This window comes from Microbacterium lacticum (assembly GCF_006716815.1).
Classification (GTDB): Bacteria; Actinomycetota; Actinomycetes; order Actinomycetales; family Microbacteriaceae; genus Microbacterium; species Microbacterium lacticum.
Window position 1 is genome coordinate 400,225 of record NZ_VFPS01000002.1, and the last position, 25,004, is coordinate 425,228.

Consider the following 25,004-nt stretch of genomic DNA (forward strand, 5'->3'; position numbering starts at 1 on the left):
CGGGTTGCGGTGTCAGCCGACGCGGACGAGCTTCTTGTTCACGAACTCGTCGGCGGCGAGGAGGCCCATCTCGCGCCCGGTGCCGCTGCGCTTGACGCCGCCGAAGGGCAGCTCCGGCGAGTCGGCGAGCACGACGTTGACGTACACCATGCCCGCATCGAGGCGGTCGGCGACCCGGTCGGCCTGCTCGGCGTCGGTCGTGAACACGTACGACCCGAGCCCGAACGGGGTGGCGTTGGCGATCTCGACGGCCTCGTCCTCGCCCTCGGCGCGGTAGACGACGCCGACGGGGCCGAAGAACTCCTCGCGGTACGCGTTCATCTCGGGGGTGACCCCGGTGAGCACCGTGCCCGGGTAGAAGGCGCCGTCGCGGACGCCGCCGGTGACGAGGGTGGCGCCCTGCGCGACGGCGCGGTCGACCTGCTCGGCGAGGCGCTCGGCGGCCGCGAGCGAGGAGAGCGGGCCGAGCACGGTGTCGCCGTCGAACGGGTCGCCGACCGTGGCATCCGCCATCGCCGCACTGAACTTCTCCACGAACCCGTCGTACAGGTCGGATGCCACGACGAACCGTTTCGCGCCGTTGCAGGACTGCCCGTTGTTGTCCAGGCGCGCCTCGGCGGCCGCCCGCACGGCCGCGTCGAGGTCGTCGGTCGACAGGAGCAGGAAGGGGTCTGACCCGCCGAGCTCGAGCACGACCTTCTTGAGGTTCCGGCCGGCGATCTCGGCGACCGCCGCGCCCGCCCGCTCGGAGCCGGTGACCGACACGCCCTGCACGCGGCGGTCGGCGATGACCTCCGCAGCCTGGTCGTTCGTGAGCCGCACGTCGACGTAGGCGCCCGCCGGGAACCCCGCGTCGGCGTACATCTGCGCGATCGCCGCGGCCGACTCGGGGCACTGCGGCGCGTGCTTGAGGAGGATCGTGTTGCCCACCGCCAGGTTCGGCGCCGCGAAGCGGGCCACCTGGTAGTAGGGGAAGTTCCACGGCATGATCCCGAGGAGCACGCCCAGCGGCGCCCGCCGGATGACGGCGGTGCCCTCCCCCAGGATGTCGAGGGGCGTGTCGCCGGTGATCTCGTCGATGTGGTCGGCGTAGTACTCGGTGATGTCGGCGGCGAAGTCGACCTCGCCTTCGGCCGCGGCGAGCGGCTTTCCCATCTCGCGCACGATGATCGCGGCGAGCTCGTCGCGCCGTTCGCGGTGGAGCTCGGCGACCTTGCGCAGCAGGTCTGCGCGCTCCGCGGGCGCCGAGGTGCGCCCCCAGGTGCGGAAGGCCTCGTCCGCGGCCGCGAGGGCCGCCTGCACCTCGGCGTCGGTCGCGGTGGGATAGGTGGCGAGGACCTCACCGGTGGCGGGGTTGGTGACGGCGTAGTCGGTCATGGGCTGCTCGTTTCGCGTCGATGCGGTCGATGGGAGAAGGCGGGCGGATGCCCGGATCAGGATGCCGGGATCAGCGTGTACTTCGTGGACAGGTACTCGTGGATGCCCTCGAGGCCGCCCTCGCGGCCGACGCCCGACTGCTTGACGCCGCCGAAGGGCGCGGCCGCGTTGGAGACGACGCCGATGTTGAGGCCCATCATCCCGGTCTCGAGGCGGTCGATCATGCGCACGCCCCGCTGCAGGTCTTCGGTGAAGACGTACGAGACGAGCCCGTACTCGGTGTCGTTGGCCAGGCGCACCGCCTCGTCCTCGCTCGCGAACGTCGCGATCGCGAGCACCGGGCCGAAGATCTCCTCGCGCAGGATGTCGCTGCCGGCGGCCACCTCGGTGATGACGGTCGGCTCGAAGAAGGTGCCGGGACCTTCGATCGCCGAGCCGCCCGCGCGGACGACCGCGCCGCGGTCCACGGCGTCCTTCACGAGCGCGGCGGTGCCGTCGACGGCCTTCTGGTCGATGAGCGGACCGATCTGCACGCCCTCCTCGGTGCCGCGGCCGATCTTCATGGCCCGCACCCGCTCGCTGACCCGGTCGGCGAACTCGCCCGCGACGGCCTCGTGCACGATGAACCGGTTGGCGGCGGTGCACGCCTGGCCGATGTTGCGGAACTTCGCCGCCATCGCGCCATCGACGGCCTTGTCGAGATCGGCGTCGTCGAACACGACGAATGGGGCGTTGCCGCCGAGTTCCATCGACACCCGCAGCACACCCTCGGCGGCCTGCGCGATGAGCTTCTTGCCCACCGGCGTCGAGCCCGTGAACGACAGCTTGCGCAGGCGCGGGTCGGCGATGATGGGGCCCGACACGGCGCTCGAGGTCGTCGTGGTGACGACGTTGACGACACCCGCGGGCAGGCCCGCCTCGACGAGCAGCTGCACGAACGCGAGGGTCGTCAGCGGCGTGAGCTCCGGCGGCTTCACGACGACCGTGCAGCCGGCGGCGAGCGCGGGTGCGATCTTGCGGGTGGCCATCGCGAGCGGGAAGTTCCACGGCGTGATGAAGAAGCACGGGCCGACGGGGCGCTGGCTGATCACCATGCGTCCGGTGCCCTCCGGGTTCGACCCGTAGCGCCCCGCGATGCGCACCGCCTCCTCGCTGAACCAGCGCAGGAACTCACCACCGTAGGTGACCTCGCCGCGGGCCTCTGCGAGGGGCTTGCCCATTTCGAGCGTCATCAGCAGCGCGAACTCGTCGGCGCGCTCGGTCAGCAGGTCGAACGCGCGTCGCAGGATGTCGGAGCGCGTGCGCGGGGCGGTGGCGGCCCAGGCATCCTGCGCGGCGACCGCCGCATCGAGGGCGCGGATGCCGTCTTCCGGCGACGCGTCGGCGATCTCGACCAGCACGTCGCCGGTCGCCGGATCGTGCACCGCGAACGTCCCGGCCGACCCGTCGACCCATTCGCCGCCGATGAACAGTCCTCGGGGGAGCTTCTCGAGCAGGGCGGTTTCGGTGATCAACGTGCGGCCTCCTTCAGGCGACGGGTGCTGGGGGGTGCATCCATTCCCAGCGTCTCACCCTTGAAGAAGGCGGGGCGCTTGATGGACTGCCAGATCATGAGGACGACGCCGACGCCGATGACGGTGACGCCGAGCAGGAAGACGAGCCCGACGCCGCCGATGTTCGAGCCGCTGCCGTAGTCGGGGTCGATGCTGTCGCGCAGTGTGATGACGAAGAGGATCGCGAGGATCGCGCCACCCACGAGCGGGAACAGGAACGAGAAGAAGAACATCCGCACAGAGTCGAACCACTGCTTGCGGAAGTACCAGACGCACGCGAATGCGGTGAGGCCGTAGTAGAAGCAGATCATCATGCCGAGGGCGGTGATGGTGTCCCACAGCACGTTCTCGCTCGCGAAGCGCATGACCGCGTAGAACACGGATGCCACGATCGCCGACACCACGGTCGCGTAGCCCGGCGTGAAGAATCGCGGGTTGACGCGCGCGAACGCCGGCGGCACCGCGCCGTAGTGCCCCATCGCGAGCAGAGTGCGGGCGGGACCCACGGCCGTCGACTGCAGCGACGCCGCCGAGCTCGTCAGGACGGCGAGCGAGACGAGGAAGGCGAGCGGGCCGAGGATCGGGCCGGACAGGTAGAAGAACACGTTGCCCTGGATGTCGGGGTTGCCGAGTCCGAGCTCGCCGTCGCCGGTTCCCGCGAACGAGAGCAGCGACATCGAGAGCAGCAGATACAGGCCCGCCACGATGAGGACCGTGACGGTCGCGGCGCGCCCCGGCGTCTTCTCGGGGTTGCGCGTCTCTTCGTTCATGGTCAGGACGACGTCCCAGCCCCAGAAGATGAAGATCGACAGCGAGAGGCCCGCGACCACAGCGCCGAAGTCGCCGACCGCGAACGGGTTGAACCACGACCAGTCGACCGGCGTGCCGTCGTAGGCGGTGCCGTTGGCCACGTGCACGAACGCGGCGACGAGGAAGATCACGAGCACGAGCACCTGGAAGCCGACGAGCACGTACTGCAGCTTCTGCGTGGTCTGCAGGTCGCGGTACGAGACGAAGGTGGCGCCGAGCATGAACAACAGGCAGACGGCCACGTTGATGAACGGGTTGAACGCGAGGTCGGCGATCCAGCCGGGGCTACCGGCGAGCTGATCGATCAGCAGGAAGAGGAACTCGACGGCGATGCCGGCGAGGTTCGACAGGACGATGACCGTCGCCGCCACCAGACCCCAGCCCGCCATCCATCCGATCCAGGGGCCGAAGGCGCGGGTGGCCCACGTGAAGGACGTCCCCGAGTCGGGCATCCGGTTGTTCAGCTCGCGGTAGCCGAAGGCGACCAGCAGCATCGGGAGGAACCCCACGATGATGATCGTCGGAACCTGGAAGCCGACCTCCGACACGGTGGGGCCGAGCGATGCCGTGAGCGTGTAGGCGGGGGCGATCGTCGAGATGCCGATCACGACGGCGCCGACGACGCCGATCGTGCCGGCACTGAGGCCTTTGCTGGAGAGCCCGCCGGCGTTCTCACCGGTGGCGGCGACGGGCGGGACGGCTTCGGGAGGGGTCATCGCTGCGTCTCCTCGGGGGTTGCCGCCCCGGCGCTGCGCGCGGTGCGGGGCACGACGATCACCGGCACGGTGATCTCCTTGAGCATCTTGGCCGCGGTCGAGCCCAGGAACAGGCGTCGCGGCTGTGCGAGGCGGCTCGAGCCGACGAGGACGACCTCGCCACCCTGCCAGTCGAGATGGGCGACGGCGTCCTCGATGCTGTCACCGGCAGCGACCACGACCGAAGCCGCCATGCCTGCGGGAAGCTCGGCCCTCGCCGCCGCGAGGACCTGGTCTGCCTCGGTCGACCCCGCGATGCGGATCGCGGCCGTGTCGGCGGTCGCTGGAAGATCGACGGGCAGCAGCGACAGCAGGCGCACGGCGACGCCGGCGGCCTCCGCGAGGTCGGCGGCCGCGCCGATCAGCGCATCGGCCCCCGGACGCGTGCCGATCGCGACCGTGACGCGGGTGATCCCGGTCTCGGGCGCGACCTTGCGCGCTCCGCGCGGCACGAGGACGACCGGAACGTCCGACGAGTGCAGCAGTTCGGTCGTGGTCGAGCCGAGGCTGTGGTGACCGCGCGACGCGCCGTCGGCGGCGCCGACGACGATGTAGGCGGCATCCAGGCCGTCGGCGATCTCCACCAGCCCCTCGGCGAACGACTCCGCCGCGCGCACGTGCGCGTGTGCGACGACGTCGTCGGGGATGCGGTCGATCGCCGCGGCGATCCACTTCTGGGCCTGGTCGAGGAGCACCCGGCTGTAGCCGTCGGCGGGCGGGGTGATGACGCTGCGATCCGCGCTCGGCAGCACGATCGACACGTCGAGCACGGCCCCGGTCGCCCGGGCGAGACGCGCGGCGAACGCCACGGCATCCCGCCCCGTCTTCGTCGCGGTGTAGCCGACGACGACGTGGCTCGTCATGCGCGCACCTCGTCGACGATCTGCGCGGCGACCAGGCGCCCCATGCGGATCGCGCCGTCGACGTGCTGATAGCCGGCGCCGGCCAGATCGCTGCACGCGAAGTGGATCGGGCCGACGGCCGAGCGCAGGTGCTTGCCGTAGCGCGAGAGCCCGCCGAGGTCGAAGCTCGCAGCGTAGGCGCCGCGGGTCCACTCCTCGCTCCCCCAGTCGCTCTCGTAGTAGACCACCGGGTCGAGCGCCTCCGGGCCGTAATAGTGGCTGAGCGAGGTGAGGATGCGCTGCTTGCGCTCGTCGGCGGACAGCTCGAACACGCCGTCGGCGTTCAGGTCGCTGACGAAGCCGACGAGCGTGCCGCGCTCCTCGCCGTGGTTGGAGTTGTCGTACGCCTCGTGCGAGAGCTCGTACGGGCTGAACGCGGTGCCCGACAGGCCCTTCTCGCGCCAGAACGGCGTCTCGTACACGGCGTGCACCTTGATGACGAAGCCCATCGACAGATGCTGGTGCATCTGGTGCTGCAGGCGCGGCAGCGCCGGCACGAACGAGATGCGGCTGTAGAGCACGGGCGCGAGCGCGAGGATCGCCTGGCGCGCGCGCACCGTCATCCCGTCGGCGACGGCGGTGACGCCCTCGTCGGACCACTCCAGCGTGCGGACGGGCTGGTTCAGGAAGACGTCCTCGCCGAGGCGCTCGGCGAGCAGCAGGGGCACCTGCTGCAGGCCGCCCACGACCCGTTTGTCGAGGATGAAGTCGGCGTCGACGAGGTTCGAGTACGACCCCGCGGATGCCGCCATCAGGAGCGATTCGAGCAGCGAGATCGCGTGCGTGGGCTTCGTGAGCATGGCCGAGCCGGTGGCGAAGGCGAGGTTTCGCACCGCCTCGTCGTCGTCGGTCTGGGCGCGCAGCCACGCATCCCATGACACGCTGTCCCACTCGGCGGCCTTCTCGTGCGCCCAGGGCCGGTCGGGGTCGATCTCGGCGACCATCGCGTCAAGTCGCTCGGTGAGGCGGGCGATGACCGCCTCGGTCTCGGGAGAGACCGGGAACATCTCGCCGGTGAAGCGGTGCGCCGTCCCCTCCGGACCGACGTACACGCTGTCGCCCTCGCGGTACCGGCTGAAGGTGTCGAGGCCGAGGTCTGCGACCGTCTCGATGAGCGCGGTCTGGTCGGGCGAGATCCACTGCCCGCCGATCTCGAGCATCGCGCCCTCGATCGTGTCGGTCCACAGCCGCCCGCCGACGCGGTCGCGCGCCTCGAGCACGGCGACCGACAGGCCCGCCTTCTTCAGCTCGTTGGCGGCGGTGAGTCCGGCGGCGCCGGCGCCGACGATGACGACGTCTCGGGTGATCTCCGTCATAGGTGCATCTCCTTCGGTGGTGATGGGGTCGGTGGGGCGGCGTGCGTGGTGGCGGATGGGGGTCAGGCGGCGGCGAGGGCGGCGGCGACGACGTCGAGGCCCTCGCCGAGCAGCTCGTCGGAGATCGACAGCGGCGGGAGGAAGCGGATGACGTTGCCGTAGGTGCCGCACGTGAGCACGATGACGCCCTCCGCGATCGCGGCCTTCGCCACGGCCGAGGTGAGCGCCGCGTCGGGCGCCCCGGTCACGGGGTCGACGAACTCGGCCGCGATCATCGCGCCCCGGCCGCGCACGTCGCCGATCCGCGGGTCGGCCGCCTGCAGCGCGTCGAGCCGCGCGCGCAGCACCTCGCCGATCTCCGTCGCGCGGCCGACGAGACCGTCGTTCTCGAACGCGTCGATGGATGCCACGGCCGCCGCGCACGCGACGGGGTTGCCGCCGTAGGTGCCGCCGAGGCCCCCGGCGTGCGTGGCATCCATGATCTCGGCGCGGCCCGTGACGGCCGCGAGCGGCATGCCTCCGGCGATGCCCTTGGCCGTGGTGATGAGGTCGGGCACGATGCCGAACAGCTCGCTCGCGAACATCGCGCCGGTGCGGGCGAAGCCGGTCTGCACCTCGTCGGCGATGAAGACGACGCCGTTCGCGCGGCACCAGTCCACAACCGCCGGGAGGAACCCGTCGGCGGGCACGATGAACCCGCCCTCGCCCTGGATCGGCTCGATGATGACGGCGGCGAGGTTGTCGGCGCCGATCTGCTTCTCGATCAGCGAGATCGCCTTAGCCGCGGCCTCGGCGCCGGAGAGGCCGTCGCGGAACGGGTAGGAGGCGGGAGCGCGGTAGACCTCGGAGGCGAACGGGCCGAAACCGCTCTTGTACGGCATCGACTTCGCGGTGAGGGCCATCGTGAGGTTCGTGCGGCCGTGGTAGGCGTGGTCGAACGCGACGACCGCCTGCCGGCCGGTGAACCTGCGCGCGATCTTGACGGCGTTCTCGACCGCCTCGGCGCCCGAGTTGAACAGCGCCGACTTCTTGGCGTGGTCGCCGGGGGTGAGCCGGTTGAGGCGCTCGGCGACGGCGACGTACGACTCGTACGGCGAGATCATGAAGCAGGTGTGGGTCATCTGGGCGACGGCGTTCTGCACGGCCGCGACGACGGCGGGGTGCGCGTTGCCGACGCTCGTGACGGCGATGCCCGAGCCGAGGTCGATGAGCGAGTTGCCGTCGGCGTCGACGACGACCCCGCCGCCGGCGGCGACGGCCTCGATCGGCACGGTGTGCGCCACGCCTGAGGCGACGGCGGATGCCTTGCGCGCGAGCAGTTCCTGGGAGCGCGGACCGGGGATCGCGGTGACGAGGGAACGCTGCTGCGGGAGGGTGGGTCCGCCGAGGAGGGTCGTGGTGGGAGTGCTCATGCCTGGGAGCGTAGGGCGGCGCGCGCGCCGCTCACACTCGCCGTCGTGTACATTCTGCTGCGAGACGCGTACGTCGCGGACAGCACCACCGACCCGAGATGAGCGACGATGCCCACGACCGAGACGCAGCCGACGCTGCGGGCTCTCCTCGCCCGCACCGAGCTGGCGCTGCGGCTCGCCTCGCGCGAGGGCGACCTGCCGGGCGACGCGCTCGACGCACCGCTGCGGTGGGTGCACTCCTCCGATCTCGCCGACCCGACGCCGTTCCTCGCCGATGATCTGCTGCTGCTGACCACCGGCACCCAGTTCGCGCCCGACGCCCGGACCGGCACGGCACCCACGACGGCCGAGGCGTACGTGGCGCGCCTGCGCGCCCGGGGCGTGCGGGGCCTGGGGTTCGGCACCGAGGTCGTGCGCGACGGCATCCCGCCGACCCTCGAGCGCGCGTGCCGCGCCGCGGGCATGCCGCTGTTCGAGGTGCCCTACCGCACACCGTTCATCGCGCTCGCCCGGGCCAACGCCGAGGCGATCGCCGCGCAGGCGTACGCGCGGCGCACGTGGGCGCTGTCGGCGCGGCGCGCGATCTCGCTCGCCGCCCTCCGCCCCGACGGGCTCGCCGCGACGGTCGCCGAGCTGGCGAAGCAGCTGGGCGCGTGGGTCGGACTCTACGACGCGGCGGGCGTGCTCACCCAGAGCCATCCGCACGAGGGGCCGGGCGGGGCGGCGCGCGCGGCGCTGGATGCCGAGGCGGGCGCCGTACTGCGGCGGGGCAGCCGCGCCGCGTCGCAGTTCGAGATCGACGGGGCGCGCGTGACGATGCAGACGCTCGGCCGGGGCGGCCACCTGCGCGGGCTGATCGCGATCGCCGGCGCCGAACTCGACCTCGAGGGCCGGAGCGTCGTCACCTCGGTGATCGCGATGGCGGGCCTGGCGCTGGAGCAGAACGTCGGCCTCGGGCGGGCGCGGTCGGCGCTGCGCGCGGGCCTCGTGCACGCGCTGCTCGAGGGGGATGCGGGGCTCGCCCGGCGCGTGTCGCGGGAGCTGTGGGGGCCGCTGCCCGCCGCCCCCGTCATCGTGGCCGTCGCGACCGTCGCCCCAGCGCGGCTCGACGCGGCCGTCGACTGGCTCGAGCTGCGGGCCGCCGAGGCGCGGGGCGCGCTCTTCCACGGTCGCGGCCCCGACGGGGTCGTGTTCGTGGTGCCCGCCGCCGACACCGCGACGATCCCCGCCTTCGCGGCGCTGTTCGACGCCGCCTGCGGCGTGTCGGAGCCCGTCGACTACGCCGGCTTCGCGACCGGGCACGTCCAGGCGGTCGCCGCGCGCCGCCGGGCGGCTGCCGGCATCCCGGCCCGCTTCGCCGACGACGCGGCGCGGGGGCTCCTCGGCGCCCTCGACTCCCCCGCCGCGCGCGCCCTGGCCGAGGCGCGGCTCGCGCCCCTGCGCGAGCACGACGACGCGCACGCGACCGCCCTCGTCGACACGGTGCGCACGTGGCTCGAGAGCGACGCCCGCATCGACGAGACGGCGCAGGCCCTCGGCATCCATCGGCACACCGTCCGCGCCCGGGTGGCGCAGGCTCAGCGCCTGCTCGGCGTCGACCTCGGCTCCTTCCCCGCCCGCGCGGAGCTGTGGGCCGCGCTCGTCGCGCTGCGCTGACCCGCCCTTCCGCCACCCCCCCGCCCGCCTTACGGAGGCAGGAGAAATCACCGACGCAGGACGGATCCCCCCGAAGCCGTCCTGCCTCCGTGAGATCTCCTGCCTCCGTGACGCTGGCGGCGTCAGCCGCGCGGCGCGTGCGCCTCGAGGAACTCGTACAGGTCGGTCGTGTCGACGCCCGGGAACGAGCCCGACGGCAGCGTGGCGAGGAGCGTCCGCGGCGTGCGCACGTTCGGCCAGGCCTGGTCGCGCCAGGCCGATTCGAGCTCGGCGGGGGCACGCCGGCAGCACACCTCGACCGCGTGCCGCGAGACGCCGCGATTGGTCGTCTCGCGCCCGAGGAACCACTTCGTGTCGTCGAAGCGCACCCCGACCGAGACGGAGTGGGCGCCTTCGCTGGATGCCTCGACGCGCGCCGTGCACCAGTACGTGCCGTTCCCGGTGTCGGTGTACTGGTAGTACGGGTTGAACTTGTCGGGGATGTCGAACACCGTGCGGCTCGTCCACCGCCGGCAGCACAGCTGCCCCTCGATCGAACCGATCCGGTCGGCGGGGAAGTTGACGTCGTCGTTCTCGTACGCCTTCGTGATGGTGCCCGACTCGTGCACCTTGAGGAAGTGCACCGGGATGCCGAGGTGCTCGGTCGCGAGGTTCGTGAACCGGTGCGCGGCGGTCTCGTACGAGACCGAGTACGCGTCGCGGAGGTCTTCGATCGAGATCGCGCGCCGCTCCTTGGCGTCGCGCAGCACCGGCACCGCATGCTCTTCGGGGATGAGGAGCGCGCCGGTGAGGTAGTTGGTCTCGACGCGCTGGCGCAGGAACTCGGCGTACGACCGCGGCTCGCTGTGCCCGAGGATGCGGCTGGCGAGCGCCTGCAGCACCGCGGTGCGCGAATCGCCCTTCATCGGCACCGTGCTCGAGAGGTACAGCCGGCCGTGCCGGATGTCGGCGACGGAGCGTGTGGATGCCGGCAGGTCGGCCACGTAGTGCAGCGAGAATCCCAGGTGGGCGGCGATATCCGACGCCGTGCGCTGGGTGAGCGGACCCCCCGGGTGGTCGACGGCGCGCAGGATCGCCCGCGCGTGCTCCTCGAGGTCGGCGAAGTAGTTGTCCTGCCGCCGCATGAGGTGACGGAGCTCCACGTTCGCCCGACGCGCCTCCTCGGGGGTCGCCGACCGCTCGTCGCCGAGGCGCTGGATCTCGCCCTGCAGCGCGAGCAGGGCGCGGAGCGCCTCGTCAGGCACCGACTTTCCGATGCGGAACGGTTCGATGCCGAGCGCGCGGAAGGTCTGCCCCTTCATCGCGCGCTCGAGGGCGATCTCGAGCGTCGCGCGTTCGTCGAGGGTCTCGGCCTCGAGCAGCTGGTCGACGGTCGCGCCGAGTGCGCGCGCGATCGCGCGGAGCAGGGTGAGCTTCGGCTCGCGCTTGCCGGTCTCGATCATCGACAGCTGACTGGGCGCCCGCTCGACCGCGGCGGCGAGCTCATCGAGGGTCATGCCGCGAGCGGTCCGCAGCTGACGGATCCGGCGTCCGATCGTCAGGGCGTCCGCGTCTCCCGAGGCATCCATCGCGGCGTCCGTCGCGGCGGTGGCGGAAGGAACATCGACGTTCGTCATGTCCCGAAGTGTGTCACGAAAGCAGAAGAAGCGTCAATCTTCACAGCGCAATTGGTCACTGAGGCGCCGAATCTTCACCCAGAGTGGTGTCACCAGCCACCGCGGCACGGTTCGCACACCGCTTCCCGACCGCGAGGCATCCGACACGAAAGGCAAGTCCATGACTCCGACCGCCACGGGCACCGCGCCTGATGAGACCACTCGCCCGACGACCGGGCCGATCCCGACCGCGGCGATCGTCGTCACGGGTCCGATCCGCGAGCGGTACGAGGAGATCCTCACCCCCGACGCGCTCGCCTTCCTCGGCGAGCTGCACGCCCGCTTCGCCGGGCGCCGGCACGACCGGCTCGCCGATCGGCTGCGCCGCCGGTTCGAGATCGGCAACGGGCACGACCCGCAGTTCCGGCCCGACACCGCCCACATCCGCGACGACGCCGACTGGCGCGTCGCCGGCGCCGGCCCGGGCCTCGAGGACCGTCGCGTGGAGATCACCGGCCCCACCGACCCGAAGATGACCATCAACGCCCTGAACTCGGGCGCGAAGGTCTGGCTCGCCGACCAGGAGGACGCGACGAGCCCCACCTGGCGGAACGTCATCGAGGGTCAGCTCTCGCTCTACGACGCGATTCGCGGGCAGCTGCGCTACACCTCCCCCGAGGGCAAGGTGTACGAGGTCACCGCCGCGCAGACCCCGACGATCGTGATGCGTCCGCGCGGCTGGCACCTCACCGAGAACCACGTGACCTTCACCGACCGCGCGGGGCGCGCGCTCGCGGCATCCGGCTCGCTCGTCGACTACGGCCTGTACTTCTTCCACAACGCCAAGCGCCTGATCGAGAACGGCGTCGGCCCGTACTTCTACCTGCCGAAGATCGAGTCGTCCGAAGAGGCGAAGCTGTGGGACGACGTGTTCACGTTCAGCGAGGACTACATCGGCATCCCGCACGGCACGATCCGCGCGACCGTGCTGATCGAGACGCTGCCGGCCGCGTTCGAGATGGACGAGATCCTCTTCGAGCTGCGCGACCACATCGCGGGCCTGAACGCCGGCCGGTGGGACTACATCTTCTCGATGATCAAGAACTACCGCGGCCGCGGCGCCCGGTTCGTCCTGCCCGACCGCAGCCAGGTGACGATGACGGTGCCGTTCATGCGCGCTTACACCGAGCTGCTCGTCAAGACCTGCCACAAGCGCGGCGCCTTCGCGATCGGCGGCATGAGCGCGTTCATCCCGAACCGGCGCGACCCCGAGGTCACGGCGCAGGCGTTCGAGAAGGTGTCGGCCGACAAGAAGCGCGAGGCCGGCGACGGCTTCGACGGCACGTGGGTCGCCCACCCCGATCTCATCCCGGTGGCCCGCGCGGAGTTCGACGCGGTGCTCGGCGACCGGCCGAACCAGGTCGACCGTCAGCGTCCAGAGGTGCAGGTCAAGGCATCCCAGCTCATCGACGTGCACATCGGACTGCCGATTTCCACGGCGGGCGTCCACGCCAACGTGTCCGTGGCCATCCGCTACATCGAGGCGTGGCTGCGGGGCCTCGGCGCCGTCGCGATCGACAACCTGATGGAGGATGCCGCGACGGCGGAGATCTCGCGCTCGCAGGTGTGGCAGTGGATCCACCAGGACCGCTCCACCGACGACGGCACGAAGATCACCCGCGAGTACATCGAGGGCCTCATCACCCGGGTGCTCGAGGAGGTCACCCGCACCGAGGGCGACCGCTTCGACGACGCCGCGGCGATCTTCGAAGAGGTGGCGCTCGGCGAGGACTTCCCCTCCTTCCTCACGATCCCCGCCTACAACCGCTTCCTCGTCGAGTCGGCCTGACCCGACCCGACCACGCACCGACACCGCAACAGCTTGGACACCGCAACAAAGGACACATCATGACCGCTTACCAGAACGACATCGACGCCATCCGGGCACTCAAGGACGAGAACGGGGACAGCTGGCACGCCATCGACCCCGAGGCCGTCGCCCGAATGCGGGCCCAGAACCGCTTCCGCACGGGCCTCGAGATCGCGCAGTACACCGCCGACATCATGCGCGCCGACATGGCCGAGTACGACGCCGACTCGTCGGTCTACACGCAGTCGCTCGGCGTCTGGCACGGCTTCATCGGGCAGCAGAAGCTGATCTCGATCAAGAAGCACCTGAAGTCGACCAACAAGCGCTACCTCTACCTCTCGGGGTGGATGGTCGCGGCGCTGCGCAGCGAGTTCGGGCCCCTCCCCGACCAGTCGATGCACGAGAAGACCGCCGTTCCCGCGCTGATCGAGGAGCTCTACACCTTCCTCCGTCAGGCCGACGCCCGCGAGCTCGACCTGCTGTTCACGAAGCTCGACGCGGCGCGCGCGGCGGGCGACGACACGGCGGTGGAGTTCATCCAGTCGCAGATCGACAACTACGAGACCCACGTCGTGCCGATCATCGCCGACATCGACGCCGGCTTCGGTAACCCCGAGGCGACGTACCTGCTCGCCAAGAAGATGATCGAGGCGGGCGCGTGCGCCATCCAGATCGAGAACCAGGTCTCGGATGAGAAGCAGTGCGGCCACCAGGACGGCAAGGTCACCGTGCCGCACGAGGACTTCCTCGCGAAGATCAACGCGGTCCGTTACGCGTTCCTCGAGCTCGGCATCGACAATGGCGTGATCGTCGCCCGCACCGACTCGCTGGGCGCCGGTCTCACGCAGAAGATCGCCGTCTCGCAGGAGCCGGGCGACCTCGGCGACCAGTACAACGCGTTCCTCGACGTCGAGGAGATCGACGCCGCCGAGCTGAGCGACGGCGACGTCATCATCCGCCGTGAGGGCAAGCTCCTGCGCCCCAAGCGCCTGGCATCCAACCTGTACCAGTTCCGCTCCGGCACCGGCGAGGAGCGCTGCGTGCTCGACTGCATCACGTCGCTGCGCAACGGCGCCGACCTCCTCTGGATCGAGACCGAGAAGCCGCACGTCGAGCAGATCGCGGGGATGGTGGATGCCATCCGTGAGGAGATCCCGAACGCGAAGCTCGTCTACAACAACAGCCCGTCGTTCAACTGGACGCTGAACTTCCGCCAGCAGGCCTACGACGCGCTCGCGGCGCAGGGCGCGGATGTCTCGGCGTACGACCGGGCCGACCTCATGAACGTCGCGTACGACGACACCGAGCTCGCGACGCTCGCCGACGAGAAGATCCGCTCGTTCCAGAAGGACGGGTCGGCCCGCGCCGGCATCTTCCACCACCTCATCACGCTGCCGACCTACCACACGGCCGCGCTGTCGACCGATGACCTGGCGAAGGGCTACTTCGGCGACGAGGGCATGCTCGCCTACGTCAAGGGCGTACAGCGCCGCGAGATCCGCGAGGGCATCGCGACGGTGAAGCACCAGAACATGGCCGGCTCCGACATCGGCGACAACCACAAGGAGTACTTCGCCGGTGACGCGGCCCTGAAGGCCGGCGGCAAGGACAACACGATGAACCAGTTCGGCTGACCGACCCCCCTGGGGGACGGGGGCCAGGGGGCGGATGCCGAGGCATCCGCCCCCTCTGCATCTCGCCTTGAATACGACTAGTATCTATGTTGTGAACGAAACGACCCCGAATGCCGCCGACCTCGTCTACGCGCGCGTCAAGCAGCGCATCCTGCAGGGCGACCTCGAAGGGGGCCGCATGCTCAGCGAGGGCGAACTCGCCGCCGAGCACGGCGTGAGCCGCACGCCCGTGCGCGAGGCGTTCCTCCGGCTGCAGGCCGAGGGCTGGATGCGGCTGTACCCGAAGCGTGGCGCGCTCGTGGTCGAATCCACGCCCGGCGAGATCGCGCAGGTGCTCGAGGCGCGGCGCCTACTGGAGAACTATGCGGTGCAGCGCACGGTCCGCGACGAGCACACCCGGCAGGACCTCGCGGCGGAGCTGGCTCGCGCCGTCGACGCGCAGCGCCGCGCGGCGCAGGCCGATGACACCGAGGCCTTCGTCTTGGCCGACGCGGACTTCCACAACGCGATCATCCGCTCCGCCGGCAACACCCTCCTCGCGACCTTCGCCGAGGGGTTGCGCCAGCGGCAGCAGCGCGTCACCGCGACCTCCATCCGCACCCCCGAGCGGATGACGGCCGTCGTCGCCCGACACGAGCGCCTTGCCGCCGCGATCGCCGCGGGCGACGCGGACGCGTTCCGCACGACGCTCGACGCCCACTTCGAGGCCGCCCACGGCGTGCGCGCGGGCACATCGCCCGCCGATCAGACGGCGGGAGCGGCCCGATGAGCGCCGCGACGACGCCGATCGCGATCGCCGACGCAGGTCGGCACCGCACGAAGCCGTGGCTGCGCGCCGCCGCCGCGCTGTTCGCGGTCGCATGGGGCGGCAACGAGTTCACGCCGCTGCTGGTCACCTACCGGCTGCACGACAACCTCGGCGCGCTCACGGTGAACGTCCTGCTCGGCGCCTACGTCATCGGCATCGTCCCCGCGCTCCTGCTTGGCGGGCCCCTGTCGGACCGCTTCGGCCGTCGCCCCCTCCTGCTGCCCGCCCCCCTGATCGCGCTCGCGGGCTCGGCCGTGCTCGCCGCCGCGGCGGGCGAGCCCGTGCTTCTGTTCGCGGGCCGGGTGCTCTCCGGCGTCGCGCTCGGCCTCGTGATGGCCGTCGGGACGGCCTGGATCAAAGAGCTCTCCGAGGCCCCCTTCGACGCTTCCGCATCGGGGTCGGGCGCGCGGCGTGCGGCCCTTTCGCTCACGACGGGGTTCGCGCTCGGCGCGGCCGTCGCGGCGGCGCTCGCGCAGTTCGCCCCGCTCCCCGAGGTGCTGCCCTATCTCGTCAACGTGGCGCTGTGCGCGGCGTCGTTCGCCTTCGCGCTGCGCACCCCCGAGTCGCACCCGCGCGACCCGGCCCGCGGCGGGCGGCTGCGCGACGATCTGCGCATCCCGTCGGCGAGCCACCGGCGCTTCCTCGGCGTCGTCGCGCCAATGTCGCCGTGGGTGTTCGGCACTGCGGCATCCGCCTACGCGATCCTCCCGGCGCTGCTGGTCGACCGGGTCGCCGGGTTCGAGGTCGGCTTCGCGGGACTCATGTGCCTCGTGAGCCTCGGCTGCGGCGTCGGGGCCCAGACGCTCGCGCGCCGCATCGACCTGCCGGGCGGATGCCGCGGCGTCACCGCGGCCCTCGCGGCCGTCGTGCCGGGCATGCTGCTGGCGGCCGCGACGGCGCTGACCCGGTCGGTCGCCCTCGCCCTCGTCGCCGCAGCGGCCCTCGGCATCGGCTACGGGCTGCTGCTCGTGGGCGGGCTCATGGAGGTGCAGCGGATCGCGGGCCCCGACGATCTCGCGGGCCTGACCGCGGTGTTCTACTCGCTGAGCTACGTGGGCTTCTTCGTGCCCGCCGTCCTCGCGGCGATCAGTCCCGTGATCGGCTACCCGACCCTGTTCGTCGCGGGCGCCGTCATCGCGGCGCTGTCGGCCGCGCTCGTGTGGCGTGCGCACGTGAACGGCAAGCGGCGCGCGCTCGCGGCCTGACCCCGCCGACTACGCTGGGTGCCGTGACCGAACGCCCCCCCGTCTCCCGCAAGCTGTCGTCCATCGCCGAATCGGCGACCCTCAAGGTCGACGCGAAGGCGAAGGCCCTCAAGTCCGAGGGCAAGCCCGTCATCTCGTACGCCGCCGGCGAGCCAGACTTCGCGACACCGCAGTTCATCGTGGATGCCGCGGCCGAGGCGCTGCGCGACCCGGCGAACTTCCGCTACACGCCCGCCGCCGGCCTGCCGGTGCTGCGCGAGGCGATCGCCGCGAAGACCCTCCGCGACTCGGGTCTCGAGGTCTCCCCGTCGCAGGTGATCGTCACCAACGGCGGCAAGCAGGCGGTCTATCAGGCCTTCCAGGCCGTGGTGAACCCGGGCGACGAGGTGCTGCTGCCCGCGCCGTACTGGACGACCTATCCCGAGGCGATCGCCCTCGCCGACGGCGTTCCGGTCGAGGTGTTCGCCGGCGCCGATCAGGACTACAAGGTGACCGTCGAGCAGCTCGAGGCGGCGCGCACCGATCGCACCACCGCGCTCGTGTTCGTCTCGCCGTCGAACCCCACCGGATCGGTGTACACGCCCGAGGAGACCGCCGCGATCGGGCAGTGGGCCCTCGAGCACGGCATCTGGGTGATCAGCGACGAGATCTATCAGAACCTCGTCTACGAGGACGTGCGCGCCGTCTCGATCGTCGAGGCGGTCCCCGGGCTCGCCGGCCAGACGATCCTCGTCAACGGGGTGGCGAAGACGTACGCCATGACGGGCTGGCGGGTGGGCTGGATGGTCGGGCCCGCCGACGCCATCAAGGTCGCCGGCAACCTGCAGTCGCACCTGAGCTCCAACGTCAACAACATCGCCCAGCGCGCCGCGCTCGCGGCCCTCACCGGGCCGCAGACCGAGGCGGAGGAGATGCGCCAGGCCTTCGACCGCCGCCGTCAGGTGATCGTCGCCGAACTCGCGAAGATCCCCGGGGTCACGGTGCCGGTGCCGCTCGGCGCGTTCTACGTGTACCCGGACGTCCGCGGCCTGCTCGGCCGCGAGTGGCGGGGCACTCGCATCGACACCTCGCTCGAGCTCGCCGACTTCATCCTCGACGAGGCCGAGGTCGCCGTGGTGCCGGGCGAGGCCTTCGGCCCGTCGGGATATCTCCGCCTGTCGTACGCGCTCGGCGACGACCAGCTGCTCGAGGGCGTGCAGCGCCTGCAGCGCCTGTTCGCCTGAGCACGGCCCGCGTCGCGCGGGCGCGGGCGCAGCGGATTCGGAGAATCGCAACAGAATCGGACGATCACGACCGCGGCATCCGATTCTGTTGCTGATCTCCGATTCTGGTGCGCCGCGCGCCCGCGTCAGAGCTCGACGCCGACGAGCACGGGTTCGGGCTGCAGGATGAGGCCGAACTCACTCTGCACACGGCTCTGGATGTAGCGCGCCAGCTCGGCGAGCTCGCCCGCCGAGGCATCCCCGCGGTTCGTCAGCGCGAGCGCGTGCTTGGTCGACAGCCCCGCCCGCGACCGCGGCAGGTGGAATCCCTTGCGCAGGCCGGCGTGCTCGATGAGCCACGCGGCGCTCACCTTAACGTCGGGGAGCGAGGGCACCGGCACGGGGTAGAGGCCGGCGTAGTCGTCGAGCGGGATGACCCGGTCCGGCGCGGCGAGCGGCGCCGCCGTCGTCGAGATCGGCCACCGCGGGCACTCGTCGGGGAGGGTGCGGGCGAAGGATGCCGAGACGATGGCGTTCTGGAAGAACGAGCCGGCGCTCCGGGTGTCGGGGTCGGTGTCGTCGAGCACCATGCCCTTGCGCGCCCGCGTCGCGAGCACGGTCTCGCGCACCCATCGGAGGGTCACCCGCTCCCCCTCGGCGACGCCCAGCGCCTGCCGAAGCTGCGCGCCGGAGAGCTCGAACGCCTCGTCGCCGACGTCGCGCAGTTCGAGCGTGACGGAGAGCACAACCGCGGGCCGCGGCGCGACCGAGCCGTAGTGGTTCTTCAGCACCGACGTGCGGAACCCGAGCGCGAGATCGGCGGCGGGCACGGTGGAGACCTCCCCCGTCGCCTCGTCGATCAGCTCGACCTCGACGAGGGTCTCGACGATCTCCTGGCCGTACGCCCCGATGTTCTGCACGGGAGCCGCACCGACCGTGCCCGGGATGCCCGACATCGCGACGATGCCCGACAGCCCCTCCCGCGTCGCGTACTCGACGAGGTCGTCCCAGTCGTGCCCGGCTTCGACGCGCACTCGCGTGTGGCCCTCGCGGGGCGACGGGAGGCGTTCGATGCCGCTCGTGCGCACGAGCACCACGGTGCCCTCGAACGGGTCGTCTCCGACGAGCAGGTTCGACCCGCCGCCGACGACGAGCCATGGCTCGCCGCTCGCCCACACGTCGCGCAGCGCCGCGACGAGCTCGTCGCGGGTCTGCGCCTCGATCATGCGCTCCGGCATCCCGCCCACGCGGAGCGTCGTGAGGTCCGCGAGCGCGACCGGTTCGATCTCGGGCATCTCTCAGCCGTCCCGGCGCACGCGCACCTGGGCCTTGCCGAGCACGGTCGTCTCACCGGCCGACACCGTCAGGTCGATGCGCAGGAACTCGTCGTCGACCTGGCCGACGGTGGCGGCGACGACGACGTCGGCGCCCGACTCGGCGTCGACGACGACGGGGCGGGTGAAGCGCACGCCGTAGTCGACGATGCGACCCGCGTCGCCGAGCCACGGCACGACCGTCTCGACGGCGAGGCCCATCGTGAGCATCCCGTGCGCGAGCACACCGGGCAGGCCCACCCGCTCGGCGACGTCGTCGCGATAGTGGATGGGGTTGAAGTCTCCGGATGCCCCGGCGTAGCGCACCAGCGACTCACGGGTGAGGTGCACGGTGCGCTCGGCGACGACGTCGCCCACGGCGACGGCGTTCGCGGCGGCTGCGGTGTTCTGGTTCGTCGAAGAACTCATGCGACCTCTCCTCCGATCAGCAGCACCGAGGTGGCCGTGACGACGTGCGCGCCCGTGGCATCCGCGATCTCCGCTTCGCTCGTGACCATCGCACCCTTTCCGAACGGGCGGACGTTGGTGATGCGCAGCTGCGCGACCAGCTCGTCGCCCGCGACGATGGGGCGGGTGTAGTGGAAGCGCTGCTCGGCGTGGACGGTGCGCTCGAGCGCGATGCCGGAGTCCTCCTGCGCGAGCAGCTGCTGCAGCGTGAGGTCCTGGATCACCATCGCGAAGGTCGGCGGCGCGACGACGTCGTCGTAGCCGAGGGCGCGGGCGGCGGCCGGGTCGGTGTGCTGCGGGTCGGTGGCGAAGACGGCGCGCGCGAACTCGCGCACCTTCTCACGCCCGACGAGGTAGGGGGCGGTCGGCGGGAAGGCACGACCCACCAGCTCAGGATTCACGGACACCCGTCGATTCTACCGAGGATGCCGGGACACCCGATCAGCGGGCACGGCGCGAGCGCAGGGCACGCAACGCCATCTGCACGGCGATGAAGACGAGGAACACCGCGAAGAGGATGTTCGCGACCGCCGGATCGAGGAGGGCCGCGAGCCACGCGCCGAGCGCCGTCGTGGTGCAGGCTGCTCCCCCGATCAGCGCCGCGGCGAGCAGGTCGACGTTGCCGCGCCGGAGGTTGCCGATCGTGCCCGAGATGGCGGTCGGGATCATCATCAGCAGCGACGTGCCCTTGGCGATGAGGTCGCTCGTGCCGAAGAAGATCATGAGCGCCGGCACCACGACGACGCCGCCGCCGACACCGAGCAGGCCCGCGAGAATGCCCGTGATCAGACCGAGCGCGGCGAGGGCGATGCCCGTCCCCCACGTGAGCACCAGTTCGGCGTCACGGGAGGGGACGACGACGAACATCATCACGATGACGAAGGCGAGGAAGACCACGAAGCCCCAGCGCAGCGCATTCTGCGGCAGCCGCGCGAGCAGCCAGGTGCCGATCTGCGCGCCGATCACGGCGAAGGCGGCGAGGATGAGCGCGGGGATCCACGCCACCGAGTCGTGCATCGCATAGGAGATCACCCCGACCGTCGCCGTCGGCACGATCGCCGCGAGCGACGTGCCGGCGGCCAGCCGCTGGTCGAAATGCAGCAGCAGCACGAGCATCGGCACGATGACGGTGCCGCCGCCGACGCCGAACAGGCCCGACAACAGTCCCGCGGCGAGCCCGATGCCGATACACGACAGCACGAAGCGGGGGCTCCGCCGGGAGGCGACCGCGCTCACGCGGTCGCCTCGTCGGCCACGGTGTCGTCGCTCGTCGCGGCCTGCTCGAACTGCGAGCGGTACAGCCGCCAGTAGGCGCCCTCGGCGGCGATCAGCTCGTCGTGGGTGCCCTTCTCGACGATGTCGCCGTGCTCCATCACGAGGATGAGGTCGGCGTCGCGGATGGTCGAGAGCCGGTGCGCGATCACGAACGACGTGCGTCCTTCGCGCAGGGCCGCCATCGCGTGCTGCAGCAGCAGCTCGGTGCGGGTGTCGACGGAGCTGGTCGCCTCGTCGAGGATGAGCACGCCGGGCGAGGCGACGAACGCGCGGGCGATCGTGATGAGCTGCTTCTCCCCCGCCGAGACGTTCGCCGCGTCCTCGTCGAGAATCGTGTCGTAGCCGTCGGGCAGCGAGTGGACGAACCGGTCGACGCGGGTCGCGACCGCGGCCTCGACGATCTGCTCGTCCGAGGCATCCTCGTTGCCGTAGCGGATGTTGTCGCGGATCGACCCGGCGAACAGCCACGGATCCTGCAGCACCATGCCGGTGCGCGAGCGCACGTCGTCGCGGGTGAGCGCGGCGATGTCCTGCCCGTCGAGCAGGATCCGCCCGCCGTCCAGCTCGTAGAAGCGCATCAGCAGGTTGACGAGGGTCGTCTTGCCGGCGCCGGTGGGGCCGACGATCGCGACCGTCTGTCCCGGCTCGACGCGGAACGACAGGTCGCGGATGAGCGGCTTGTCGGGGCTGTAGCTGAAGGCGACGTGCTCGAACTCGATGACGCCCGGGCCTTCGACGAGCGCGGGCGCGCCCGGGGCATCCGGCTCCTGCTCGTCTTCGTCGAGCAACTCGAACACGCGCTCGGCCGATGCCGTGCCCGACTGCACCACCGCGGCCATGCCGCCGAGCTCGGAGAGGGGCTGGGTGAACTGCTGCGAGTACTGGATGAACGCCTGCACGTCGCCGAGGCGCAGCTGACCGGATGCCACCATGAGACCGCCGAGCACGGCGATGCCGACGTAGCTCAGGCTGCCGATGAACATCATCGCGGGCATCATGAGGCCGGAGAGGAACTGCGCCTTGAACGCGGCCTCGTAGAGCTCCTCGTTCTCCTCCTGGAACTTCTCCCGCGAGTCCTTCTCGCGCCCGTACACGCGCACGAGGGCGTGGCCGGAGAACGACTCCTCGACGCGTGCGTTCAGGCGGCCGACCTTGCGCCACTGGGTGTTGAACGCCTTCTGCGACTTCGGGCCGATCACGCCGAACACGACGGCCATGAGCGGCAGCGCGATCAGGGCGACGATGGCGAGCTGCCACGAGATGGAGAACATCATGACGAGCACACCGACGACGGTGAGCACGTTCGTGACCGCCGTGGAGAGCGACTGCTGCATCGTCTGGGTGATGTTGTCGATGTCGTTCGTGACGCGCGAGATCAGCTCACCGCGCTGCACGCGGTCGAAGTAGGCCAGCGGCAGGCGGTTGATCTTCGCCTCGACCTCTTCGCGCAGCCGCCACATCGTGCGCACCATGATCACGTTGATAACGTAGCCCTGCACCCAGGTGAGGAACGCCGAGGCGATGTAGATCGCGAGCACCGCGACCACGACGCCGCGGAGGCGGTCGAAGTCGACGCCCGCGCCGACCTGGAAGTTCTGCATCGCCGAGACGATGTTGGCGATGTCGGTCTGACCGGCCGCGCGGAGGGCCGCGACGACGTCGGCCTGCGACGTGCCCTGCGGGAACTGGTCGCCGAGGGCGACCGAGACGATGCCCTCGAAGATGACGTTGGTCGCCTCGCCGAGCACCTTCGGCGCGATGACGGCGAGCACGACGCCGATCGCGCCGAGGAGCGAGACGAACGCGAACGCCCACTTGTAGGGTGCGAGCAGCCCGATCATGCGGAAGAAGCTCTGTCGGAAGTTCGATGCCTTGCCCGGGGCGACCGAATCCCAGTCGCCGGAGTTCAGCCGCGCCTGCTCGGCGAGCTCGAGCTCGTACTGCTCCTCTTCGGACAGCGGCGTCTCGCGCGCGGTGTCCGGACCGGGCGAGGCGCTCATGCGTCCACCCCCAGCTGCGACTGGACGATCTCGCGATACGTCTCGTTGGATTCGAGGAGTTCGGTGTGGGTGCCCGCGCCGACCATGCGGCCGCCGTCGAGCACGATGATCCGGTCGGCGTCGACGACCGTCGAGACGCGCTGCGCGACGACGATCTTGGTCACCTCGGGAAGCTCCCGCCAGAGCGCGGCGCGCAGGCGCGCGTCGGTGGCGACGTCGAGCGCCGAGAACGAGTCGTCGAACACGAGGATCTCGGGGCGGTGCGTGATCGCGCGTGCGATCGAGAGGCGCTGGCGCTGGCCGCCCGACACGTTCGTGCCGCCCTGCGCGATGCGGGCGCCGAGCCCGCCCTCCATCTCCGCGACGAAGTCCCGCCCCTGGGCGATGTCGAGGGCATGCCAGAGCTCGTCGTCGGTGGCCTCTTCGCGGCCGAAGCGCAGATTGGATGCCACGGTGCCGGTGAACAGGAACGCCTTCTGCGGCACGTAGCCGATGCCCTGCCACATGAGGTCGAGGTCGGCGGCGCGCACGTCGACGCCGCCGACGCGGACCGTGCCGCCGGTGACGTCGAACAGGCGCGGGATGAGGGAGACGAGGGTCGTCTTTCCCGAGCCGGTCGACCCGACGATCGCGACCGTCTCCCCGGCATCCGCGCGGAAGGTGATGTCCTCGAGCACCGGCGCTTCCGCGCCGGGGTAGGTGAACGAGACGTCGTCGAACTCGACGACGCCGCGCTCGGGGAAGGTGGCGACGGGGTTCTCCGGCCGCTCGAGGGCGTCGTTCGAGGTGAGCACCTCGCCGATGCGGTCGGCGGAGACGGCGGCGCGCGGGATCATGATCGTCATGAAGGTCGCCATGAGCACGCCCATGAGGATCTGACCGACGTACTGCATGAACGCGAAGAGCGTGCCGATCTGCACGTGGCCGGCGTCGACCTGGATGCCGCCGAACCAGATCACCCCGACGACGGTGACGTTCAGCACGAGCATCGCGAGCGGGAACATGATGACGAAGAGCGACCCGACCTTGCGCCCGACGACGAGGATGCCGGTGTTGGCGACCCGGAAGCGCGCCTCTTCGATGCGCTCGCGCACGAACGCGCGCACGACGCGGACGCCGGTGAGCTGCTCGCGCATGATGCGGTTCACCCCGTCGAGGCGCTCCTGGTAGCTGCGGAACAGCGGCACCATGCGGCTGACGATGAACCCGGCGATGACGAGGAGGAGTGGCACGGCCACGGCGATGAGCCAGCTCAGCCCGACGTCCTGCTGCAGCGCCATGATGATGCCGCCGATGGCGAGCAGCGGTGCCGTGACGAGCATGGTGGCGCCCATCATGGCGAGCATCTGCACCTGCTGCACGTCGTTGGTGTTGCGGGTGATGAGCGTGCCCGCGCCGAAGGACGACACCTCGCGCTCGGAGAATCCGCTCACCTTCTCGTAGACGTCGCGGCGGATGTCGCGGCCGACGCTCATGGCGGCTCGGGCGGCGAAATAGGTCGCGATGATCGAGGCGACGATCTGCCCGAGGGCGATTGCGAGCATGAAGACGCCGCGCGACCAGATGTACGCGGTGTCGCCGGCGGCCACGCCCTTGTCGATGATGTCGGCGTTGAGGCGCGGCAGGTAGAGGGACGCCATGGCCGAGGCGAACTGGAAGACGAGCACCCCCACGAGCCACCACTTGTAGGTCCGGAGGTACCGGACGAGGAGCTTTCCCAGCATGCGCGGTCTCCCGAAGTGCGGCGAGGAGGGGACGCTACATGCTATCGCCGGGCTCCGACCTGGATCGTGTCACCGTCGGGTGATTTCGCGGGTTGAGGATCGTTGAGGCTTGATTTTCCGGGGGTGCTG

The 25,004-nt window shown here is 70.9% G+C and carries 19 protein-coding genes; 6 read left to right on the plus strand and 13 right to left on the minus strand.

All coding sequences use genetic code 11. The features are described from left to right. Nucleotides 1-12 precede the first annotated feature (12 nt). The 6 genes from FHX68_RS07715 to gabT form a co-directional block, all read right to left on the minus strand. Nucleotides 13-1,377, minus strand: a complete 1,365-nt coding sequence (locus tag FHX68_RS07715) for an NAD-dependent succinate-semialdehyde dehydrogenase (protein ID WP_141379793.1) — start codon at nt 1,375-1,377, stop codon at nt 13-15. Between the two features lie 56 nt (nt 1,378-1,433). Next, the gene (locus FHX68_RS07720; protein WP_141379792.1) at nt 1,434-2,891 is read right to left on the minus strand and encodes an NAD-dependent succinate-semialdehyde dehydrogenase; all 1,458 of its coding nucleotides are present in this window, start codon (nt 2,889-2,891) and stop codon (nt 1,434-1,436) included. Beyond that, entirely contained in the window at nt 2,888-4,456 is a 1,569-nt protein-coding gene (locus tag FHX68_RS07725) for an APC family permease (protein ID WP_141379791.1), read from the minus strand. Before FHX68_RS07725 ends, FHX68_RS07720 begins: the two co-directional genes overlap by 4 nt. Beyond that, nucleotides 4,453-5,358 (minus strand): universal stress protein, encoded by a 906-nt coding sequence (locus FHX68_RS07730; protein WP_141379790.1) that lies wholly within the window; start codon nt 5,356-5,358, stop codon nt 4,453-4,455. Before FHX68_RS07730 ends, FHX68_RS07725 begins: the two co-directional genes overlap by 4 nt. Then, nucleotides 5,355-6,713, minus strand: a complete 1,359-nt coding sequence (locus FHX68_RS07735; protein ID WP_141379789.1) for a flavin monoamine oxidase family protein — start codon at nt 6,711-6,713, stop codon at nt 5,355-5,357. Before FHX68_RS07735 ends, FHX68_RS07730 begins: the two co-directional genes overlap by 4 nt. Nucleotides 6,714-6,775: 62 nt before the next feature. After that, the gene (gene gabT / locus FHX68_RS07740) at nt 6,776-8,125 is read right to left on the minus strand and encodes a 4-aminobutyrate--2-oxoglutarate transaminase (RefSeq protein WP_141379788.1); all 1,350 of its coding nucleotides are present in this window, start codon (nt 8,123-8,125) and stop codon (nt 6,776-6,778) included. A 108-nt stretch (nt 8,126-8,233) separates the two neighbouring features. Between gabT and FHX68_RS07745 the strand changes: the two genes are divergently transcribed. Then, the gene (locus FHX68_RS07745) at nt 8,234-9,781 is read left to right on the plus strand and encodes a helix-turn-helix domain-containing protein (protein ID WP_141379787.1); all 1,548 of its coding nucleotides are present in this window, start codon (nt 8,234-8,236) and stop codon (nt 9,779-9,781) included. A 122-nt stretch (nt 9,782-9,903) separates the two neighbouring features. Here FHX68_RS07745 and FHX68_RS07750 read toward each other — a convergent pair whose 3' ends face one another. After that, a complete protein-coding gene (locus tag FHX68_RS07750) occupies nt 9,904-11,397 on the minus strand; it encodes a helix-turn-helix transcriptional regulator (protein WP_373288687.1) in 1,494 nt (497 codons plus the stop codon). Nucleotides 11,398-11,557: 160 nt separating this feature from the next. On the opposite strand from FHX68_RS07750, the gene aceB reads away from it, so the two are divergent. The 5 genes from aceB (at nt 11,558) to FHX68_RS07775 (ending at nt 18,116) form a co-directional block, all read left to right on the plus strand. Then, the gene (gene aceB, locus FHX68_RS07755; protein WP_141379786.1) at nt 11,558-13,225 is read left to right on the plus strand and encodes a malate synthase A; all 1,668 of its coding nucleotides are present in this window, start codon (nt 11,558-11,560) and stop codon (nt 13,223-13,225) included. 59 nt (nt 13,226-13,284) lie between these two features. Then, nucleotides 13,285-14,880 (plus strand): isocitrate lyase, encoded by a 1,596-nt coding sequence (locus FHX68_RS07760; protein WP_141379785.1) that lies wholly within the window; start codon nt 13,285-13,287, stop codon nt 14,878-14,880. Nucleotides 14,881-14,971: 91 nt separating this feature from the next. Next, nucleotides 14,972-15,649, plus strand: a complete 678-nt coding sequence (locus tag FHX68_RS07765; RefSeq protein ID WP_211345070.1) for a GntR family transcriptional regulator — start codon at nt 14,972-14,974, stop codon at nt 15,647-15,649. After that, nucleotides 15,646-16,893 carry an MFS transporter gene (locus FHX68_RS07770; protein WP_141379783.1) on the plus strand — a complete coding sequence of 416 codons (1,248 nt, stop codon included), beginning with the start codon at nt 15,646-15,648 and terminating at the stop codon, nt 16,891-16,893. The genes FHX68_RS07765 and FHX68_RS07770 overlap by 4 nt, the downstream gene beginning before the upstream one ends. A 23-nt stretch (nt 16,894-16,916) precedes the next feature. Further along, complete coding sequence (locus tag FHX68_RS07775) at nt 16,917-18,116, plus strand: pyridoxal phosphate-dependent aminotransferase (protein WP_170214195.1); 1,200 nt, start codon at nt 16,917-16,919, stop codon at nt 18,114-18,116. 125 nt (nt 18,117-18,241) lie between these two features. On the opposite strand, the gene FHX68_RS07780 is transcribed toward FHX68_RS07775, so the two are convergent. The 6 genes from FHX68_RS07780 to FHX68_RS07805 are packed head-to-tail and all read right to left on the minus strand — an operon-like array spanning nt 18,242 to nt 24,875. Continuing rightward, nucleotides 18,242-19,390: a UDP-N-acetylmuramate dehydrogenase gene (locus FHX68_RS07780; protein ID WP_141379782.1), complete on the minus strand. Its 1,149-nt coding sequence runs from the start codon at nt 19,388-19,390 to the stop codon at nt 18,242-18,244. 3 nt (nt 19,391-19,393) lie between these two features. Further along, entirely contained in the window at nt 19,394-19,837 is a 444-nt protein-coding gene (locus tag FHX68_RS07785; protein WP_141379781.1) for a MaoC/PaaZ C-terminal domain-containing protein, read from the minus strand. Continuing rightward, nucleotides 19,834-20,283: an FAS1-like dehydratase domain-containing protein gene (locus FHX68_RS07790; protein WP_141379780.1), complete on the minus strand. Its 450-nt coding sequence runs from the start codon at nt 20,281-20,283 to the stop codon at nt 19,834-19,836. Before FHX68_RS07790 ends, FHX68_RS07785 begins: the two co-directional genes overlap by 4 nt. A gap of 34 nt (nt 20,284-20,317) precedes the next feature. Next, nucleotides 20,318-21,112 carry a sulfite exporter TauE/SafE family protein gene (locus FHX68_RS07795; RefSeq protein ID WP_229661476.1) on the minus strand — a complete coding sequence of 265 codons (795 nt, stop codon included), beginning with the start codon at nt 21,110-21,112 and terminating at the stop codon, nt 20,318-20,320. Further along, entirely contained in the window at nt 21,109-23,151 is a 2,043-nt protein-coding gene (locus FHX68_RS07800; protein ID WP_141379779.1) for an ABC transporter ATP-binding protein, read from the minus strand. The genes FHX68_RS07795 and FHX68_RS07800 overlap by 4 nt, the downstream gene beginning before the upstream one ends. Further along, complete coding sequence (locus tag FHX68_RS07805; protein ID WP_141379778.1) at nt 23,148-24,875, minus strand: ABC transporter ATP-binding protein; 1,728 nt, start codon at nt 24,873-24,875, stop codon at nt 23,148-23,150. Before FHX68_RS07805 ends, FHX68_RS07800 begins: the two co-directional genes overlap by 4 nt. Nucleotides 24,876-25,004: the final 129 nt, after the last annotated feature.

Coding starts and splice junctions, on each gene's coding strand:
- FHX68_RS07725 (WP_141379791.1), bottom strand. CDS start 4,456: ATGACCCCTCCCGAAGCCGTCCCGCCCGTCGCCGCCACCGGTGAGAAC.
- gabT (WP_141379788.1), bottom strand. CDS start 8,125: ATGAGCACTCCCACCACGACCCTCCTCGGCGGACCCACCCTCCCGCAG.
- FHX68_RS07805 (WP_141379778.1), bottom strand. CDS start 24,875: ATGCTGGGAAAGCTCCTCGTCCGGTACCTCCGGACCTACAAGTGGTGG.
- aceB (WP_141379786.1), top strand. CDS start 11,558: ATGACTCCGACCGCCACGGGCACCGCGCCTGATGAGACCACTCGCCCG.
- FHX68_RS07770 (WP_141379783.1), top strand. CDS start 15,646: ATGAGCGCCGCGACGACGCCGATCGCGATCGCCGACGCAGGTCGGCAC.
- FHX68_RS07715 (WP_141379793.1), bottom strand. CDS start 1,377: ATGACCGACTACGCCGTCACCAACCCCGCCACCGGTGAGGTCCTCGCC.
- FHX68_RS07760 (WP_141379785.1), top strand. CDS start 13,285: ATGACCGCTTACCAGAACGACATCGACGCCATCCGGGCACTCAAGGAC.
- FHX68_RS07785 (WP_141379781.1), bottom strand. CDS start 19,837: ATGAGTTCTTCGACGAACCAGAACACCGCAGCCGCCGCGAACGCCGTC.
- FHX68_RS07730 (WP_141379790.1), bottom strand. CDS start 5,358: ATGACGAGCCACGTCGTCGTCGGCTACACCGCGACGAAGACGGGGCGG.
- FHX68_RS07735 (WP_141379789.1), bottom strand. CDS start 6,713: ATGACGGAGATCACCCGAGACGTCGTCATCGTCGGCGCCGGCGCCGCC.
- FHX68_RS07745 (WP_141379787.1), top strand. CDS start 8,234: ATGCCCACGACCGAGACGCAGCCGACGCTGCGGGCTCTCCTCGCCCGC.
- FHX68_RS07780 (WP_141379782.1), bottom strand. CDS start 19,390: ATGCCCGAGATCGAACCGGTCGCGCTCGCGGACCTCACGACGCTCCGC.
- FHX68_RS07750 (WP_373288687.1), bottom strand. CDS start 11,397: ATGACGAACGTCGATGTTCCTTCCGCCACCGCCGCGACGGACGCCGCG.
- FHX68_RS07800 (WP_141379779.1), bottom strand. CDS start 23,151: ATGAGCGCCTCGCCCGGTCCGGACACCGCGCGCGAGACGCCGCTGTCC.